The 17,857-nt window shown below is 54.8% G+C and carries 19 protein-coding genes; 10 read left to right on the plus strand and 9 right to left on the minus strand.

Features of this window, described 5'->3' with window-relative positions; genetic code table 11:
- Positions 1-52: 52 nt before the first annotated feature.
- From hemY to hemC, 4 genes are read right to left on the minus strand one after another with little or no spacing between them, the layout of a single operon-like run.
- Positions 53-1,249 carry a protoheme IX biogenesis protein HemY gene (gene hemY / locus IP581_RS00810; protein WP_065369785.1) on the minus strand — a complete coding sequence of 399 codons (1,197 nt, stop codon included), beginning with the start codon at positions 1,247-1,249 and terminating at the stop codon, positions 53-55.
- 2 nt (positions 1,250-1,251) lie between these two features.
- Complete coding sequence (gene hemX / locus IP581_RS00815; RefSeq protein ID WP_193821543.1) at positions 1,252-2,418, minus strand: uroporphyrinogen-III C-methyltransferase; 1,167 nt, start codon at positions 2,416-2,418, stop codon at positions 1,252-1,254.
- A 21-nt stretch (positions 2,419-2,439) separates the two neighbouring features.
- Positions 2,440-3,180 (minus strand): uroporphyrinogen-III synthase, encoded by a 741-nt coding sequence (gene hemD / locus IP581_RS00820; RefSeq protein WP_193821544.1) that lies wholly within the window; start codon positions 3,178-3,180, stop codon positions 2,440-2,442.
- The gene (gene hemC, locus IP581_RS00825) at positions 3,177-4,118 is read right to left on the minus strand and encodes a hydroxymethylbilane synthase (protein ID WP_193821545.1); all 942 of its coding nucleotides are present in this window, start codon (positions 4,116-4,118) and stop codon (positions 3,177-3,179) included. Before hemC ends, hemD begins: the two co-directional genes overlap by 4 nt.
- A 311-nt stretch (positions 4,119-4,429) precedes the next feature.
- Between hemC and cyaA the strand changes: the two genes are divergently transcribed.
- Complete coding sequence (gene cyaA, locus IP581_RS00830) at positions 4,430-6,973, plus strand: class I adenylate cyclase (RefSeq protein ID WP_193821546.1); 2,544 nt, start codon at positions 4,430-4,432, stop codon at positions 6,971-6,973.
- A 34-nt stretch (positions 6,974-7,007) separates the two neighbouring features.
- On the opposite strand, the gene cyaY is transcribed toward cyaA, so the two are convergent.
- Positions 7,008-7,328 carry an iron donor protein CyaY gene (cyaY, locus tag IP581_RS00835; protein ID WP_017459730.1) on the minus strand — a complete coding sequence of 107 codons (321 nt, stop codon included), beginning with the start codon at positions 7,326-7,328 and terminating at the stop codon, positions 7,008-7,010.
- A 137-nt stretch (positions 7,329-7,465) separates the two neighbouring features.
- Between cyaY and lptM the strand changes: the two genes are divergently transcribed.
- The 8 genes from lptM (at position 7,466) to corA (ending at position 14,370) form a co-directional block, all read left to right on the plus strand.
- A complete protein-coding gene (gene lptM / locus IP581_RS00840) occupies positions 7,466-7,669 on the plus strand; it encodes an LPS translocon maturation chaperone LptM (RefSeq protein WP_020456014.1) in 204 nt (67 codons plus the stop codon).
- 36 nt (positions 7,670-7,705) lie between these two features.
- Complete coding sequence (gene dapF, locus IP581_RS00845; protein WP_086868465.1) at positions 7,706-8,530, plus strand: diaminopimelate epimerase; 825 nt, start codon at positions 7,706-7,708, stop codon at positions 8,528-8,530.
- Positions 8,527-9,234, plus strand: coding sequence for a DUF484 domain-containing protein (locus tag IP581_RS00850; protein WP_097401961.1), 708 nt, complete (start codon positions 8,527-8,529; stop codon positions 9,232-9,234). The genes dapF and IP581_RS00850 overlap by 4 nt, the downstream gene beginning before the upstream one ends.
- A complete protein-coding gene (gene xerC, locus IP581_RS00855) occupies positions 9,231-10,133 on the plus strand; it encodes a tyrosine recombinase XerC (RefSeq protein WP_086868469.1) in 903 nt (300 codons plus the stop codon). Before IP581_RS00850 ends, xerC begins: the two co-directional genes overlap by 4 nt.
- Entirely contained in the window at positions 10,133-10,849 is a 717-nt protein-coding gene (gene yigB / locus IP581_RS00860; RefSeq protein ID WP_086868471.1) for a 5-amino-6-(5-phospho-D-ribitylamino)uracil phosphatase YigB, read from the plus strand. The genes xerC and yigB overlap by 1 nt, the downstream gene beginning before the upstream one ends.
- 49 nt (positions 10,850-10,898) lie before the next feature.
- On the plus strand, positions 10,899-13,061 hold the full coding sequence (gene uvrD / locus IP581_RS00865) for a DNA helicase II (RefSeq protein WP_097401959.1): 2,163 nt from the start codon (positions 10,899-10,901) through the stop codon (positions 13,059-13,061).
- A 148-nt stretch (positions 13,062-13,209) separates the two neighbouring features.
- Positions 13,210-13,266 (plus strand): YsgD/CorL family protein, encoded by a 57-nt coding sequence (gene ysgD, locus IP581_RS24065; RefSeq protein ID WP_353609977.1) that lies wholly within the window; start codon positions 13,210-13,212, stop codon positions 13,264-13,266.
- A 153-nt stretch (positions 13,267-13,419) separates the two neighbouring features.
- A complete protein-coding gene (gene corA, locus IP581_RS00870) occupies positions 13,420-14,370 on the plus strand; it encodes a magnesium/cobalt transporter CorA (protein ID WP_017459737.1) in 951 nt (316 codons plus the stop codon).
- Positions 14,371-14,406: 36 nt separating this feature from the next.
- Here corA and IP581_RS00875 read toward each other — a convergent pair whose 3' ends face one another.
- From IP581_RS00875 to yigI, 4 genes are read right to left on the minus strand one after another with little or no spacing between them, the layout of a single operon-like run.
- Positions 14,407-14,799 carry a DUF2628 domain-containing protein gene (locus tag IP581_RS00875; RefSeq protein WP_097401958.1) on the minus strand — a complete coding sequence of 131 codons (393 nt, stop codon included), beginning with the start codon at positions 14,797-14,799 and terminating at the stop codon, positions 14,407-14,409.
- Positions 14,792-15,373 carry a hypothetical protein gene (locus tag IP581_RS00880; RefSeq protein WP_228007799.1) on the minus strand — a complete coding sequence of 194 codons (582 nt, stop codon included), beginning with the start codon at positions 15,371-15,373 and terminating at the stop codon, positions 14,792-14,794. The genes IP581_RS00875 and IP581_RS00880 overlap by 8 nt, the downstream gene beginning before the upstream one ends.
- Positions 15,348-16,247, minus strand: a complete 900-nt coding sequence (gene rarD, locus IP581_RS00885) for an EamA family transporter RarD (protein WP_086868475.1) — start codon at positions 16,245-16,247, stop codon at positions 15,348-15,350. The genes IP581_RS00880 and rarD overlap by 26 nt, the downstream gene beginning before the upstream one ends.
- Positions 16,248-16,302: 55 nt before the next feature.
- A complete protein-coding gene (yigI, locus tag IP581_RS00890) occupies positions 16,303-16,770 on the minus strand; it encodes an acyl-CoA thioesterase YigI (RefSeq protein WP_017459741.1) in 468 nt (155 codons plus the stop codon).
- A 159-nt stretch (positions 16,771-16,929) separates the two neighbouring features.
- On the opposite strand from yigI, the gene pldA reads away from it, so the two are divergent.
- A complete protein-coding gene (gene pldA, locus IP581_RS00895) occupies positions 16,930-17,799 on the plus strand; it encodes a phospholipase A (RefSeq protein ID WP_086868477.1) in 870 nt (289 codons plus the stop codon).
- The last annotated feature ends 58 nt before the right edge of the window (positions 17,800-17,857 follow it).

Raw genomic sequence — 17,857 nt, forward strand, 5'->3', positions numbered from 1 at the left:
CATCTTCGGATTGCAGGCGCTTTGGCTTTCCTGCAACCCGTATCAATGGGTGTTAGTGAGGCGGGTTGTTTTGCAGCGTCAGTAACAAACCGTCACGGCGCATGGTGGCGGCTTCTTCCGGTTGATGCAGGCGATCGAGACAGTCTGCGAGCCAGGCATAATCAAACGCGTCAGCACGCTGTTTCAGCGCGGCGCGAAACGCAAGGCAGGCTTCCTGCCATTCACCGTGCTTCATCAACGATTGCCCCAGCGTACTCCACAGCAGTGGGCGATCTCCCTGCGTTTTGATTTGCTGGCGCAGGACTTTTTCGATCTGCTCCGGGTTGTTGGTTTTCAGGCGAGGGATGACCAGTACCAGGCGATCGTCGTACTGGCGCTTCAGGCCATCAAGCACGATCTCCTGTGCGGTATCGTGATCGTCGCACTCAATTAAGTGCTCGGCCATGGCCACCTGCAACACCACCTGCTGACGGGTTTTGCGGCTCTGGTTTTTCCACCAGGTTTTCAGCCCCTCGCTGCCTTGATCGGCACGAGCTTGATCCATCATGCCGATCCACGCCTGCTGCTGCAGAAGATCGCGGTGTTCATCGTCGCCAACGTTGGCTTTTGCCATCGACGGGATGATATCTACCAGCGACGTCCACGCACCGGTGCGAATATAAGCCTGCTCTGCCAGACGCAGCACTTCGGGGTGGCGAGGTGTGATTTCCAGTAACTTATCCACACCATGACGCGCAGCATGGTTTTCGTTGCGCGCCAGTTGCAGACGCACACGCGTGATTTCTACCGGAATCGGATCGTTCTCTGCCAGCTCTGCGGCGCGTTCCAGATGCTGATTCGCGCGGACTTCATCGCCGCGCTGCTGCGCCGCTTCTGCCGCCAGCAGGTAGTTAACCACCGGTTGCTCAGCGTGATCGGCATTCTTCGACATCAGCTTTTCAACCTGCTGATAATCGCCTTCCGCCAGTTTCAGCAGCGCCTGCTCAGTCTGTTTACGGGCGCGACGGCGTTTGCGGCCGACAAACCAGCCACGCGTATGCGAGCCAGTACGGAAAATGCGGCGCAGCACCCACTCGAGAGCAAAGATAACCACTAATGCCAGCACCAGAATAATGACCAACCCGGTGACGCTGGTTTCGATGTTGTAGTTATCGGTCTGGATCAGCACATAGCCTTGATGTCCGGCGAGCATTGGTCCGAGAACGATCCCGGCGATCAGCAGTGCAAAGAGTAATAACACTTTCAACATAGTTACTCTCCCTGGGCTGCGTCGGGTGCTGCGGCTGCGGGTGCCTGTTCAGCGGCTACGGCTGGCTGGGCCATCAGATTGCGTACGCGTGTCTGCATGAGTTTTTCCAGAATCGGCTGGCTTTGCAGTGATTCCGGCAAATCCATGGCAATGGTTTGTTGACTCAGCTTGTCCACTTCTTCGAGAAACGCTTTAGTCGCAGCGTCATCGGTATCGTAGTAGGCCCGTACCCAGGTGGAGACATTATCCAGCGCTTGCTTATAGGTCTCTTCCTGGTGGCGCGGAACGGCTTGCGCGGCAACCAGCAGGCGCGAGCGGATATTTTCGCGCAGGTAAACATCCTGGTTCGGCGCGAGCAGCGGTACGGCTGTCTCATCACGGCGACGAATGGTAATAAAACTGTCCATAAAGTTCTGCCAGCTTTTTTGCAGATTAACTCGCCATTCGCTCAGGGAACCGGAAAGCTCGCCGTTATCAGCGTCCATCGGGGAGTCATCATCGTTATTGTCCGCCAGACGCAGGTTATCAATCTGGTTGGAAAGCTGATTTAACTTCAGAATGGCACCGTCGTAATCCACCTGAGTGATAGCGGAAAGAGTGGCGATATCGTCAGTAATTGCGCGGCGGGCGGTGATAAGGCTCGGATCGTTCATATCCGCGAGGCTGGCATCGGCGCTTTTCAGCAGTGCCGCCGCGGTGGTGACATCCTGATCGCTCCACAGTTTGCGACCGGCCAGTTTCACCAGGAAATCAGCCTGGGCCAGCTGCCAGGTTTTGGCGTCGGAGCCGGAAATGGTCGCCACTTTCTGCTGTACGTCATTCAGCTCTTTTGCCAGCACGTCGTTCTGGTGTTTGGCCGCGGCAAGCTCGCTGGATTGCTGCTTGATTACGCCTTCCAGTTCCGCACGCTGCTTATCCTGCGATTGTTGTAGGGCAATCACCTGATCGGCGAGTTCGCCATTGTTGTTGTTCAGGGTTGCCGTCTGCTGTTTCACCCAGCCATAAAGCCCTGCGCCAGATGCCAGTGCAATCGCGATGGCGATCGCGCTGAGTGCAAGGCTGGTCCTGTTAGCGCGTGCATTTTTCTCTGCTTTCTCCGGCGGCGGCGTTGCGCCGTCAGCCGCTTTGGTCTCTTCAACCTCAGCGGAGGAGTGTTGTTGTTCCGTCATTATGGCTTCCCATTATGAGAGTTATTGTAATGCGCGAAGCAGCGCATCGTTGTCGGCATTGTCAGCGACCTGAATATCCTGCCAGCCCAGATCCCGGGCGAGGTGCGCCAGACGTTCGCTTACCACCACCAGGCGGCAGCGAAGTAACCAGTTCTCCCGATACCAGGGAGGAATAAGTGAATACAGTTGTTGCATCATTTCGCCGCTGGTGACCACAAGCGTGGTCACACCGCGTGTGTGCCAGCGCATCGCTTCTTCCGCGCCGTCATAGCATTTCGCGCTGCGTTGATAGCACTCGCAAAACTCAACTTCAGCGCCGCGCGCCGCCAGCGTTTCTGCCAGCACTTCGCGCCCGCCATTGCCTCGTAAGATTAGCGCATGCTTGCCCTGAACACTTTGCAATTCAGGTAATTGTAGCAACACTTCGCTGATTTCCCGATCGAGGGGATAGCGCACGTCAATCCCGCTAACGGTGTGTAACGCCAGCGCGGTGGTGCGACCTATTGCGAAATAGTGCGGTTCGTTGGGAAAACGTAGCCCTTTTTGTTGCAGGTGCGCGTGGGCGAATGAAACGGCATGTTGCGATAGCGCAAACACCATGTCATCAGCGGTTAACGCGGCAAGCCGGGCGGGGAGCGAACTCAGCTCACGGCCCGGCGTAAATTCGATCAGCGGAAAGCTCCAGGCCACCAGCCCCAGTGTGCGCAGTCGGCTCACTAATTCTTCCCCTGCGGGGGACGGGCGGGTGACCAGAATGCTCATGCGGGGGCGTCTCCGTTGTAAATTTCGGCCAGAATGGCGCGTGCGCCATTATCGAGTAACTCTTCCGCCAGCGAGATACCAAGCTGCTCGGCATCCTCCAGGCGGCCGCGACGTTCGCCGCGTACCATAATGGAACCGTCTGGCGCGCCAACCAGCCCGCGCAGCCAGATCCCGCCATCAATCAGTTCAGCATAGCTGCCAATTGGCACCTGGCAGCCGCCTTCAAGACGCGTATTCATAGCGCGTTCGGCTTTCACGCGCACGGCGGTGTCGTCATGATTCAGCGGTGCGAGCAGGGCGCGCGTGCGCGTATCGTCCAGGCGACACTCGACACCTACCGCACCCTGGCCGACAGCTGGCAGCGAGGTTTCCGGCGACAGCGCGGTGCGTACGCGGGAACCCAGTCCAAGGCGATTAAGACCGGCAACGGCGAGAATAATCGCGTCATATTCACCGTTATCCAGCTTGCTCAGGCGCGTACCGACATTCCCGCGCAGCGAGCGGATCACCAGGTCCGGGCGATGCTCCGCCAGTTGACACTGGCGACGCAGGCTGGAGGTGCCGACAATGCTGCCAGCGGGCAATTCATCCAGCGAGTGATAGCGATTTGATACAAAAGCGTCGCGGGGATCGTCGCGCTCACAGATGGTCACCAGGCCAAGCCCTTGCGGGAAATCGACTGGTACATCCTTCATGGAATGCACGGCGATATCGGCACGGTTTTCAAGCAGCGCCAGTTCGAGTTCTTTGACAAACAGGCCCTTGCCGCCCACTTTTGCCAGCGGTGTATCGAGGATCACATCTCCGCGCGTGACCATCGGCACCAGTTCAACTGTTAATCCTGGATGGCACGCCTCAAGACGTTCCTTAACGTATTGTGCCTGCCAGAGCGCAAGAGGGCTTTGCCGTGTGGCAATTCTTAAAACATTGTCTAACATGCTTGTTACCGTCCTTATCGTCCGTTGACCATCCTAACATTGTTGCATTAGGGTGTCAGTGCTCGCGGTAGATTGCATGGCTGCGAGAAGGCGACAGCGCTGCAATGCAGGCGCAACCGGGCTGTAATTCGGACTTTACAGAGAGCGTTTGCTGCTACACTGGTTTGTAGCGCATCTTTCTTTACGGTCAATGAGCAAGGTGTTAAATTGATCACGTTTTAGACCATTTTTTCGTCGCTCCCCCTATAAAGATAAGGGCGAAAAAAGGTGACGGCTATTTTGGATTTTCTGTAAACATCAGGCGATATGTCTTGTACCTCTATATTGAGACTCTGAAACAGAGACTGGATGCCATCAATCAATTGCGTGTGGATCGCGCGCTTGCTGCCATGGGACCTGCTTTCCAGCAGGTTTACAGTCTGCTGCCAACATTGTTGCATTACCACCATCCGCTGATGCCGGGCTACCTTGAAGGTAACGTTCCCCAGGGCATTTGCTTTTACACGCCTGATGAAAACCAACTTCACTACCTGAACGAACTTGAACTGCACCGTGGCATGCCGCCGCAGGCTTCGCCGAAAGGCGAACTGCCGATTACCGGCGTCTATTCTATGGGCAGTACCTCATCGGTTGGGCAAAGCTGTTCCTCGGATCTGGATATCTGGGTCTGCCATCAATCCTGGCTCGATAATGAAGAGCGCCAGTTGTTGCAGCGTAAATGCAGCCTGCTGGAAAGCTGGGCGGCCTCGCTCGGCGTTGAAGTAAGCTTCTTCCTGATTGATGAAAACCGTTTCCGCCATAATGAAAGCGGCAGCCTCGGTGGCGAAGACTGCGGTTCCACGCAGCATATTTTGTTGCTTGACGAATTTTACCGCACCGCCGTGCGGCTGGCCGGTAAACGTATCCTGTGGAATATGGTGCCGGGAGACGAAGAAGAGCATTACGACGATTATGTCATGACGCTCTATGCGCAGGGCGTGTTAACGCCGAACGAATGGCTCGATCTGGGTGGCCTGAGCTCGCTTTCGGCGGAAGAGTACTTCGGTGCCAGCCTGTGGCAGCTCTATAAAAGTATTGATTCGCCGTACAAAGCGGTGTTGAAAACGCTGCTGCTGGAAGCTTATTCCTGGGAATACCCCAACACGCGCTTGTTGGCGAAAGATATCAAACAGCGTTTGCATGATGGCGAGATTGTCTCGTTTGGTCTCGATCACTACTGCATGATGCTGGAGCGCGTGACGGCATACCTGATCGCCATTGAAGACACCGCGCGTCTCGACCTTGCTCGTCGATGTTTCTATTTAAAAGTGTGCGAGAAACTGAGTCGCGAGCGCGCCTGCGTTGGCTGGCGCCGTGAAGTGATTTCGCAACTGGTGAAAGAGTGGGGCTGGGATGACGCGCGTGTAGCGATGCTGGATAACCGCGCAAACTGGAAAATCGATCAGGTTCGCGAAGCGCACAACGAACTGCTCGACGCGATGATGCAGAGCTACCGCAACTTGATTCGCTTTGCCCGCCGTAACAATCTGAGCGTTTCCGCCAGCCCGCAGGATATCGGCGTATTAACCCGTAAGCTGTACGCGGCGTTTGAAGCGCTACCGGGTAAAGTGACGCTGGTGAACCCGCAAATTTCACCGGATCTCTCCGAACCGAATTTAACCTTTATCCATGTGCCGCCGGGCCGTGCCAACCGTACGGGTTGGTATCTTTACAACCGCGCGCCAAATATGGATTCGATCGTTAGCCATCAGCCGCTGGAATATAACCGCTACCTTAATAAGCTGGTCGCCTGGGCGTGGTTTAACGGTCTGCTGACTTCGCGTACACACCTGTTTATTAAAGGCAACGGCATTGTTGATTTGCCGAAATTGCAGGAGATGGTAGCGGATGTTTCACATCACTTCCCGCTGCGGCTGCCTGCGCCGACGCCAAAAGCGCTCTACAGCCCTTGCGAAATCCGTCACCTGGCGATCATCGTTAACCTGGAGTACGACCCAACCGCGGCGTTCCGTAACCAGGTGGTGCATTTTGATTTCCGTAAACTTGATGTGTTCAGCTTCGGCGAGCAGCAAAATTGCCTCGTTGGTAGCGTAGATTTGCTCTATCGCAACTCGTGGAATGAAGTGCGAACCCTGCATTTCAACGGCGAGCAGGCGATGATCGAAGCGCTGAAAACCATTCTGGGTAAAATGCATCAGGATGCCGCGCCGCCGGATAGCGTAGAAGTGTTCTGCTACAGCCAGCATTTACGTGGCCTTATTCGCACACGTGTACAGCAACTGGTTTCAGAATGTATTGAGCTGCGTCTCTCCAGCACGCGCCAGGAAACCGGACGTTTCAAAGCGTTGCGTGTTGCCGGGCAAACCTGGGGGCTGTTCTTTGAACGTCTCAATGTCTCGGTGCAGAAACTGGAAAACGCGATTGAGTTTTACGGCGCGATTTCTCATAACAAGCTGCATGGCCTTTCGGTGCAGGTGGAAACCAATCACGTGGAATTACCTGCGGTGGTGGATGGTTTTGCCAGCGAAGGGATTATTCAGTTCTTCTTTGAGGAGACCGGCGAAGAGGGCTTTAACATCTATATCCTGGATGAGAGCAACCGCGCGGAAGTCTATCACCACTGCGAAGGCAGCAAAGAAGAGCTGGTGCGCGATGTCAGCCGTTTCTATTCTTCATCTCATGATCGCTTTACGTACGGTTCGAGCTTTATCAACTTTAACTTGCCGCAGTTCTACCAGATTGTGAACGTTGAAGGGCGCGCGCAGGTGATTCCGTTCCGTAATCAGGCAATTAGCACCGCGACGCCGGCAAATCAGGATAACGACGCGCCGTTGCTTCAGCAGTACTTCTCTTAATCGATTTGCCCGGCGTTCCACCGGGCAATGAAAGTCAGCGGAAGCTGACCGTTTCTCCTGCTTGTTGGCTCGCCGCCTGTTCCAGCAGATCCCAGAACGTCTCACCGCTGCGGTCGCACACCCATTCGTCGCCTTTCAGGTCAAAATGGTAGCCGCCTTGTTTGGTCGCCAGCCAGACCTGGTGTAGCGGTTCCTGGCGGTTAATAATGATTTTGCTGCCGTTTTCAAAGCTGATAGTCAGCACGCCGCCGTTGATCTCGCAGTCGATATCACTGTCGCCGTCCCAGTCATCCAGGCGTTCTTCAATGGTCAGCCACAGGCCGTCTGCGAGGCGATGAAATTCACTGTCGTTCATTCTCTTATCCCGTTTTTTATGATGGCAGCAGTATAACGCGAAACATTTCCCGATGCCCTAAACGCGCAAACTCTTGCTTTTGTGTCTTCTCCTGCGATGATAGAAAGCAGAAAGAACGAACTTACAGGCAACTTATAATGAAAGATGTGTTTCGCACGCTGGCCGTACTGCTGACTCTGTTTAGCCTGACGGGCTGTGGTCTGAAAGGCCCACTCTACTTCCCGCCCGCCGATAAAAACGCGCCGCCGCCAACCAAAACGCAAACCAGCACGATTCAGCCAGCCACGCCGGATAAAAACGATCGTGGTGATGACGGCTCGCCGACGCAGGTGAATTACTGACGTTACCGTTCTGTATCCGCGCAAATGGAGTAGATGATGCAGTTCTCAAAAATGCATGGCCTTGGCAACGATTTTATGGTCGTCGACGCGGTAACGCAGAATGTCTTTTTTTCCCCGGAGCTGATCCGTCGTCTGGCGGATCGCCATCTTGGCGTAGGGTTCGACCAGTTGCTGGTGGTTGAGCCTCCTTACGATCCTGAACTTGATTTTCACTATCGAATTTTTAATGCCGATGGTAGCGAAGTGTCGCAGTGCGGCAATGGCGCGCGCTGCTTCGCTCGTTTTGTTCGCCTGAAAGGATTGACCAATAAACGTGATATCCGCGTCAGTACGGCGAACGGTCGTATGGTATTGAGCGTAACGGAAGATGAGTTAGTGCGCGTGAATATGGGCGAGCCGAACTTCGAACCGTCGCAGGTGCCGTTTCGCGCGAACAAAGCGGAAAAGACCTATATTATGCGCGCGGCAGAGCACACAGTATTGTGCGGCGTTGTCTCGATGGGCAACCCGCACTGCGTGATTCAGGTGGACGACGTCAACACCGCCCCCGTCGAAACGCTGGGGCCGGTTCTGGAAAGCCACGAACGTTTTCCTGAGCGTGCGAACATCGGCTTTATGCAAGTCGTTAAACCGGACAACATTCGCCTGCGCGTTTATGAGCGCGGCGCCGGGGAAACCCAGGCCTGCGGCAGCGGTGCTTGCGCGGCTGTCGCTGTCGGCATCTCGCAGGGTTTGCTGGCGGAAAATGTTCGCGTGGAGTTACCAGGCGGTCGACTTGATATCGCATGGAAAGGCCCGGGCCAACCACTGTATATGACTGGCCCGGCGGCACATGTCTACGACGGGTTTATTCAGTTATGAAGCAGCCAGGGGAAGAACTACAGGATACCTTTACACAGCTGGATGACCGTGAGGTCATCGATTATCTGCTGCGTAACCCTGATTTCTTTATCCGCAATGCACGGCTGGTGGAACAGATGCGTGTACCACATGCGGTGCGCGACACCGTTTCGCTGGTGGAATGGCACATGGCGCGCTCGCGCAATCACATCAATGTGCTGGAAGAGAACATGACGCTGTTGATGGAGCAGGCCAGTGCGAATGAAGGTTTGTTCTACCGTTTGTTGCGTCTGCAAGGGCGGCTGGCGTCCGCGCCGAGCCTCGACGAGTTGCTCAACCGTTTCCATCGCTGGGCACGCGATTTAGGGCTGGCGGGCGCCACTATCCGTCTTTTTCCCGATCGCTGGCGTCTTGGTGCGCCGTCGAAGTTTACCCATCTTGCGCTCTCAAGACAGGCATTTGAACCGCTGCGCATTCAGCGTCTTGGCCAGCAGCATCACTATCTTGGGCCGTTAAACGGGCCGGAGTTACTGCTGCTGTTGCCGGATGCGAAAGCGATTGGTTCCGTCGCGATGTCGCTGATGGGGCCGGATGGCGCGCTGGGCGTTGTGTTGTTCAGCAGTCGCGACGTTCACCATTATCAACAGGGACAAGGCACTCAGTTGCTGGAAGAGATCGCGCAGATGCTGCCGGATCTGCTGGAGCGCTGGATTGAGCGCGTATGACCGATTCTCCGCTGTTTTCGTTCGTCACCCGTTTTCTGCGCTACCTTAGCGTTGAACGCCAGCTCAGCCCGATCACGCTTTTAAATTATCAGCGTCAGCTTGATGCCATTATTGCTTTGACCGAAGAAACGGGTCTGAAAAGCTGGCAACAATGTGATGCTGCGATGGTGCGTACCATTGCCGTGCGTAGCCGACGCAAAGGGCTGGGCGCGGCGAGCCTGGCGCTGCGGCTCTCGGCGCTGCGCAGTTTCTTTGACTGGATGGTCAGCCAGGGCGAGTTGCCCGCCAATCCGGCAAAAGGCATTTCCGCGCCAAAAGCGCCGCGCCATCTGCCGAAAAATATTGACGTTGATGATATTAACCGCCTGCTGGATATCGATCTTAACGATCCGTTAGCCGTACGCGATCGCGCGATGCTTGAAGTGATGTATGGCGCGGGTCTGCGTTTGTCTGAACTGGTGAATCTGGATATTAAGCATCTGGATCTGGAAAGCGGTGAAGTGTGGGTGCTTGGTAAGGGCAGCAAAGAGCGCCGCTTGCCGATTGGCCGCAACGCGGTCGCCTGGATTGAACACTGGCTTGATCTGCGTGGCCTGTTCGGTGCCGAGGACGATGCGCTGTTTTTGTCGAAGCTCGGCAAACGCATCTCGGCGCGCAATGTACAAAAGCGCTTCGCTGAATGGGGCATTAAGCAAGGATTGAACAGCCACGTGCATCCACATAAGCTGCGCCACTCTTTCGCCACCCATATGCTCGAATCAAGCGGCGATCTGCGCGGTGTGCAGGAACTGCTTGGTCACGCCAATCTGTCCACCACTCAGATATATACTCATCTTGATTTTCAACATCTTGCTTCGGTATACGATGCGGCGCACCCGCGCGCCAAACGGGGGAAATAATGCGTTTTTACCGCCCATTAGGTCAGATCTCAGCGATCACCTTCGACCTGGACGACACCCTTTACGACAACCGGTTGGTTATCCAGCGCACAGAACAGGAAGCGCTGGCGTTTGTGCAGCGTTATCACCCGGCGTTAAGCAACCTGGAAAACACAGAATTCCACCGCTTGCGCCAGTCGCTGCGGGAAACCGAACCGGATATTTATCACGATGTCACCGAGTGGCGTCGGCGTGCCGTTGAACGCGCGATGCTGGACGCCGGTCTGACCGCGGAAGAAGCCGCTGCCGGTGCAAATGCCGCGATGGTCAATTTTGCCAAATGGCGCAGCCGTATTGATGTGCCAGAGGAAACGCACGACACGCTGAGGAAGCTCGGCAAAAAGTGGCCGCTGGTGGCGATCACCAACGGTAACGCGCAGCCGGAGTTGTTCGGCCTGGGCGACTACTTTGAATTCGTGCTGCGTGCCGGACCGGATGGTCGCTCAAAACCGTTTAGCGATATGTACCACCTGGCGGCTGAGCGTCTCGGCGTGGCGATTGGTGATATCCTGCATGTTGGCGATGATTTGACCACCGACGTTGCCGGGGCGGTGCGCTGCGGCATGCAGGCTTGTTGGATCAAGCCGGAAGGCGCAGATCTGCTGCAAGCCAGCGACAGCCGGTTACTACCGCATGTGGAAATTTCGCGGTTGGCATCCCTCACTACGCTGATATAATCACCAGCTGTTCTGTATAAATTTCCAGTAATATTTCGCGGCGGTGCCAATGGACGTTTCTTATCTGCTCGACAGCCTCAATGACAAACAGCGCGACGCCGTAGCCGCCGAGCGCAGCAATATGCTGGTGCTGGCAGGGGCGGGGAGCGGTAAGACGCGCGTGCTGGTACACCGTATTGCCTGGCTGATGACCGTGGAAAACTGCTCGCCATACTCCATTATGGCGGTGACTTTCACCAACAAAGCGGCGGCGGAGATGCGTCACCGTATCGGTCAGTTGATGGGTACGTCGCAGGGCGGGATGTGGGTTGGCACGTTCCACGGCCTCGCGCACCGTTTGCTGCGCGCGCACCATATGGACGCCAACCTGCCGCAGGATTTCCAGATTCTGGACAGCGAAGATCAGCTGCGTTTGCTCAAACGCCTGATCAAAGCGATGAACCTCGACGAGAAGCAGTGGCCGCCGCGCCAGGCGATGTGGTACATCAACGGCCAGAAAGACGAAGGCATTCGTCCGCACCATATTCAAAGTTTCGGTAACCCGGTGGAACAAACCTGGCAGAAAGTTTACCAGGCCTATCAGGAAGCCTGCGATCGCGCCGGGCTGGTGGATTTCGCCGAACTGCTGCTGCGCGCCCATGAGCTGTGGCTCAACAAGCCGCATATTTTGCAGCATTACCGCGAACGCTTTACCAATATCCTGGTGGACGAGTTCCAGGATACCAACAACATTCAGTACGCGTGGATCCGTCTGCTGGCGGGCGATACCGGCAAAGTGATGATTGTCGGCGACGATGATCAGTCCATCTACGGTTGGCGCGGTGCGCAGGTGGAAAACATCCAGCGCTTCCTGAAAGACTTCCCCGGCGCGCAGACTATCCGCCTGGAGCAGAACTACCGTTCGACCAGCAATATCCTGAGCGCGGCGAACGCCCTGATTGAAAACAACAACGGGCGTCTGGGTAAAAAACTGTGGACCGATGGCGTCGATGGCGAGCTGATTTCGCTTTACTGCGCCTTTAACGAGCTGGATGAAGCGCGTTATGTCGTCAATCGCATTAAAGCCTGGCAGGATAACGGCGGGCAGCTCTCGCAGTGCGCCATTCTCTATCGTAGTAACGCCCAGTCGCGCGTGCTGGAAGAGGCGCTGCTGCAAGCCAGCATGCCATACCGGATTTATGGCGGTATGCGCTTCTTCGAACGTCAGGAAATTAAAGATGCGCTCTCTTACCTGCGCCTGATCGCCAATCGTAACGATGACGCTGCCTTTGAACGTGTGGTGAATACGCCAACGCGCGGCATCGGCGATCGCACGCTGGACGTGGTGCGCCAAACCTCGCGCGATCGCCAGTTAACCTTGTGGCAGGCAACGCGGGAACTGTTACAAGAGAAAGCGCTGGCGGGCCGCGCGGCGAGCGCGCTGCAACGTTTCCTGGAACTGATTGACGCGCTGGCGCAGGAAACGGCGGATATGCCGCTGCATGTGCAAACCGACCGGGTGATCAGCGATTCCGGCCTGCGCATGATGTACGAGCAGGAAAAAGGCGAAAAAGGCCAGACGCGTATCGAGAACTTAGAGGAACTGGTCACCGCGACGCGCCAGTTCAGCTACAACGAAGAAGACGAAGATTTAATGCCGCTGCAGGCGTTTCTCTCCCACGCCGCACTGGAAGCGGGCGAAGGGCAGGCGGATACCTGGCAGGATGCGGTGCAGTTAATGACGCTGCACTCGGCGAAAGGGCTGGAGTTCCCGCAGGTGTTTATTGTCGGCATGGAAGAGGGCATGTTCCCCAGCCAGATGTCGCTGGATGAAGGTGGTCGGCTGGAAGAGGAGCGCCGTCTGGCGTATGTCGGCGTGACGCGCGCGATGCAAAAGCTGACGCTGACCTACGCGGAAACCCGCCGTCTGTACGGCAAAGAAGTGTATCACCGCCCGTCGCGCTTTATCGGCGAACTGCCGGAAGCGTGTGTGGAAGAGGTGCGTCTGCGTGCCAGCATCAGCCGCCCGGTTAGCCACCAGCGCATGGGTACGCCGGTGGCGCAAAGCGACACGGGGTATAAACTCGGCCAGCGCGTACGCCATGCCAAATTTGGTGAGGGCACGGTGGTGAACATGGAAGGCAGTGGCGAGCACAGCCGTTTGCAGGTGGCTTTCCAGGGGCAGGGTATCAAGTGGCTGGTGGCGGCTTACGCCAGGCTCGAAACCGTGTAACTTTCAGAAAAATATCATTATTTTGTAATATTCTGCTAGCCTTATACGCTGAAGGGCAAATATTGCTCTTTAGCGTTTCGTTGCGTGTTGACGCCTTCTGAGTGCTGGCGTAACATGCGCGCACGATCACGCTAAGAGGACATTCGCCTTGGACACACCCAGTAGATACTGGCTCAATTTCCTGGTTTTCAGGAACAACTCCTAAGGCTATCTCCTCATGCTGATGGCCTTAGAGGTTGTCAGCGACCCGCTGTATTCCCGTCGCGCTGAGTCAGGCTGTTTAATGGTCTGAAACCCAATTTGTTTCTCTGTGTGCCCACCGAACTGTCCGATATTTTTTGCATTGGGAGTCCCGGCTATGCTGAGCGCATTTCAACTGGAAAACAATCGTTTAACCCGCCTTGAGGCTGACGAAATCAAGCACCTCGCCAGCTCTGTTTGGGTTGATTTGGTCGAGCCGGACGATGAAGAACGTACCCGCGTGCAAACGGAATTGGGCCAGAACCTGGCCACCCGACCTGAACTGGAAGACATTGAGGCGTCGGCGCGTTTTTTTGAAGACGAAGACGGCCTGCACATCCACTCCTTCTTCTTTTTTGAAGATGCTGAAGATCACGCAGGAAACTCAACCGTAGCATTTACCATCCGCGAAGGTCGCCTGTTCACTCTGCGTGAACGCGAGCTGCCCGCGTTTCGCCTGTATCGTATGCGTGCCCGTAGTCAGGAGATGGTCGACGGCAACGCTTATGAGCTGCTGCTGGATCTGTTCGAAACCAAAATTGAGCAGCTGGCGGATGAAATCGAGAACATTTACAGCGATCTGGAAAAGCTGAGCCGCGTCATTATGGAAGGCCAGCAGGGCGACGAATATGACGACGCGCTCTCGACGCTGGCGGAACAGGAAGATATCGGCTGGAAGGTGCGCCTGTGTCTGATGGATACCCAGCGCGCGTTGAACTTCCTGGTGCGTAAGGCGCGTTTACCGGCCGGTCAGCTTGAGCAGGCGCGCGAGATCCTGCGCGATATCGAATCCCTGCTGCCGCACAACGAATCATTGTTCCAGAAAGTGAACTTCCTGATGCAGGCGGCGATGGGTTTTATCAATATCGAGCAGAACCGCATCATCAAGATCTTCTCGGTGGTATCGGTCGTGTTCCTGCCGCCGACGCTGGTGGCTTCCAGCTACGGCATGAACTTTGAATTTATGCCCGAACTGCACTGGAGCTTTGGCTACCCTGGCGCAATCATCTTTATGATCCTCGCCGGGCTCGCGCCGTATCTCTATTTCAAACGCCGTAACTGGCTGTAAAACAAAAAGGTTCAGCATAGCGCTGAACCTTTTTTATTACAGGCTCCAGTCCTGTTTGCCCTTCACTTTTAGATCGTAATACCAAATGTTGGCCCGACAGGCGATGAGGGCGTTTACCATATAACCCAGGAAGCCAAGGTTAAAAATAACCGCAAACACGATAACGACAACGTTGATAACTAAAACTAACAGGGCTTTTTTCCATAAGCCAAGGATCAGCAGATAGATAATAGAAAAAAACCAGGCGAAGAAATTGAAAGAGACTTTTATCTTCTGGCCAAAGGTCATCTCTTTATAGGCATTTTTCCATGCCGGGCTCATCCCCCAAAAAGATGGGTAGCCGTTCTTCTCATAGAATGCGAAACGATACTTCCATTTGTCGCTTAATGAATGGTCGCTTTTATAATCATAAGTGTTGATGTTACTCATTTTCCCCTCCTGAAATAGACACATGGTCCGTCGAATTAATTTGTTGTTGTAACTGCGTCGGTGCGAGCATAAAGACGAAAAATACCAGCACGTCGTAGCCGAAATAGATTCTGATACCTAAGCTCACGCACTCTACGTCGCTGGCAACACCGGTGGCGGCAACGGCCAGCGATGCCAGGTAGACCAGCAGTGAAAAAATGACCACATAGCGGCCTCTTGCGCCGCTATCCCTGCAGCGTTGCGCGTTAATATTGAGCTTTAAATAGGTGTAAAGCAGAAAGCACACCAGCGGCAGAACAGGCAGTTCGGCTACATTAAAAGCAACAATTAAAAAGAGAATATGCAGAAGTAAAAAGATAAGGATATACGGCCCACGCGCGAGGCACGTTTTGCCCGACGGCAAAAAAATCCTGCGGATCATCGCTGATTCATCCTGAATAACGTAATGACGAAGGGGCAAACATAGCATTCCATTGCGCATTACGCGATTGAGTAAATCCTTACCTCTGAATTTTTGTAGGTATTGGGCGGCTATTCCGCCTATGAGTTTAATCAGGTTTTTTGCGTAAACCACGCTGTGTATACACCGCGTCGAGCACAAAAATAGCCAGCGCAACCCAGATAAAGCCGAAGGTCACCATTTTATCCGCACCGGGATGTTCGCCGTAAAAAAGCACCGCCAGCACGAACATCAACGTCGGGCCAATGTACTGGAAAAAGCCGAGCGTCGACAGGCGAAGACGCGTTGCCGCACCGGTAAAACAGAGCAGCGGCACGGTGGTTACGACACCTGCGGCCATTAACAGCAGATTAAGCGACAGGCTGTTTTGCCCCATATGGCTGGTCGGGCTATCGGTAATGCCGAACAACCACACTGCGGCAACCGGCAGCAGCCACAGCGTTTCTATCAACATCCCGGTTTGCGCTTCGACGGCAATCTTTTTGCGTAGCAGGCCGTAAAACGCAAAGCTGAAGGCCAGACCCAGCGCGATTATCGGCAGCGAGCCGAATGTCCACAATTGTACCAGCACCCCGATCGCTGCCAGCAGCACCGCCAGCCACTGCATGCGGCGAAAGCGTTCGCCCAGAAACAGCATCCCCAACAGAATATTCACCAGCGGGTTAATAAAGTAGCCCAGGCTGGCTTCCAGCATATGGTTATGGTTTACCGCCCAGATAAACAGTAACCAGTTGCCCCCCACCAGCACGGCAGAGAGCGCCAGCAGCAGGATCTTTTTCGGCGTTTGCAGCAGGGCTTTCACGCTGCTCCACTGGCGGCTCACGCTAATCAACGCCAGCATAAAGAAGAAAGACCAGATCACGCGATGCGTCAGAATTTCGTCGGCCGGAACGAACCAGATCGTTTTGAAGTAAGCCGGGGCAATGCCCCAAATAAAATAAGCGGCCAGGGCAAGAAGCACGCCCAGCCGCGTCTGTTTTGCATCCATCGGGAAAGCTCTTAGCTGAAAGGAATCCTCATGGTACCCGATTTTTATGCCCGGCTCACCCCACCATATAGGTGGCGGTCGCGCTGGCAATATAGAGCTGTTCTTCGTTGTGCAGCTCTACGCGCGCGACGGCAACTTTATTACCCGCGCGCAGCAAGCTGCTACTGGCGGTAAAGCGCGTGCCGCGACCCGGTCGCAGGTAATCGACGCGTAAATCGATCGTGCCCATGCGTGCTAAACGCTGGCGCAGCTCCTCTTCGCTAATCGTTTCATGGCGGGTTAATGTGCTGCCCACACAAACCAGACCTGCGGCGACATCCAGCGCAGAGGCAATCACACCGCCGTGCAAAATGCTTTGCGCCCAGTTGCCGACCATCATAGGTTGGTTATTGAAACTCAGCTGCGCGTACTCTTTCTCATAACGCTCCAGCTCCAGCCCTAACGCACGATTAAACGGCATGTGGTAAACGAATATCTCGCCGACCGTTTTCAGGACTTCTTCCGCTGTGAGAACAACTGACATGGCTATCTGATCCGATGAGTTAATGAAATGTTGATTTTATGCTTATCGATTGTTGATTTCCACTTTCGGAACCGATACATGAGCAGTGACTCAATAAATATGTAGAATACCTGCGGGGAAATTCGTCAATTCAACAATATGATTTGGAGCAGCAAACCGATGCGGACCTCTCTGGGTTGGTTTTTCGCAGTGCTTGCACTGCCGTTTATGGCTTACGCACAAGAAGCGACGGTAAAAGAAGTTCATGATGCGCCAGCCGTGCGCGGCAGCGTCATCGCCAACTTATTACAGGAGCACGACAATCCGTTCACGCTCTATCCTTATGAATCCAACTACGTTATCTACACCGATACCAGCGATCTGAATAAAGAAGCGATTCGCTCCTATAACTGGGCGGACAATGCGCGTAAAGACGAAGTGAAGTTCCAGCTCAGCCTGGCGTTTCCGTTCTGGCGCGGGATTTTGGGGCCAAACTCGGTGTTCGGTGGTTCCTACACACAAAAATCCTGGTGGCAGCTGTCAAACAGCGGCGAGTCTTCTCCGTTCCGTGAAACCAACTACGAACCGCAACTGTTCCTCGGGTTTGCCACCGATTACGAGTTTGCTGGCTGGACGCTGCGCGACGTGGAGTTTGGTTTTAATCACGATTCGAACGGGCGTTCCGATCCGACTTCGCGCAGCTGGAACCGCGCGTATACGCGCTTAATGGCGCAAAGCGGTAACTGGCTGGTGGAGGTGAAACCGTGGTATGTGGTGGGATCGGTTGATGACAACCCGGATATCACCAAATATATGGGTTATTACCAGTTGAAAATCGGCTACCAGATTGGCGATGCGATCCTCAGCGCAAAAGGACAATATAACTGGAATACCGGCTACGGCGGCGCGGAACTCGGGCTAAGCTACCCAGTGACAAAACACGTACGTCTTTATACGCAGGTCTACAGCGGGTACGGCGAATCATTGATTGACTACAATTTCAATCAGACACGTGTCGGCGTGGGTGTGATGCTTAACGATCTGTTTTAAGCATTGCAGTTTCTCTCTCAGGCGCTGAAAATAGCGCCTGTTTTTATTTCAGGCAAAT

The sequence above is a fragment of the Kosakonia pseudosacchari genome (genome assembly GCF_015167415.1).
Taxonomy (GTDB): domain Bacteria; phylum Pseudomonadota; class Gammaproteobacteria; order Enterobacterales; family Enterobacteriaceae; genus Kosakonia; species Kosakonia pseudosacchari.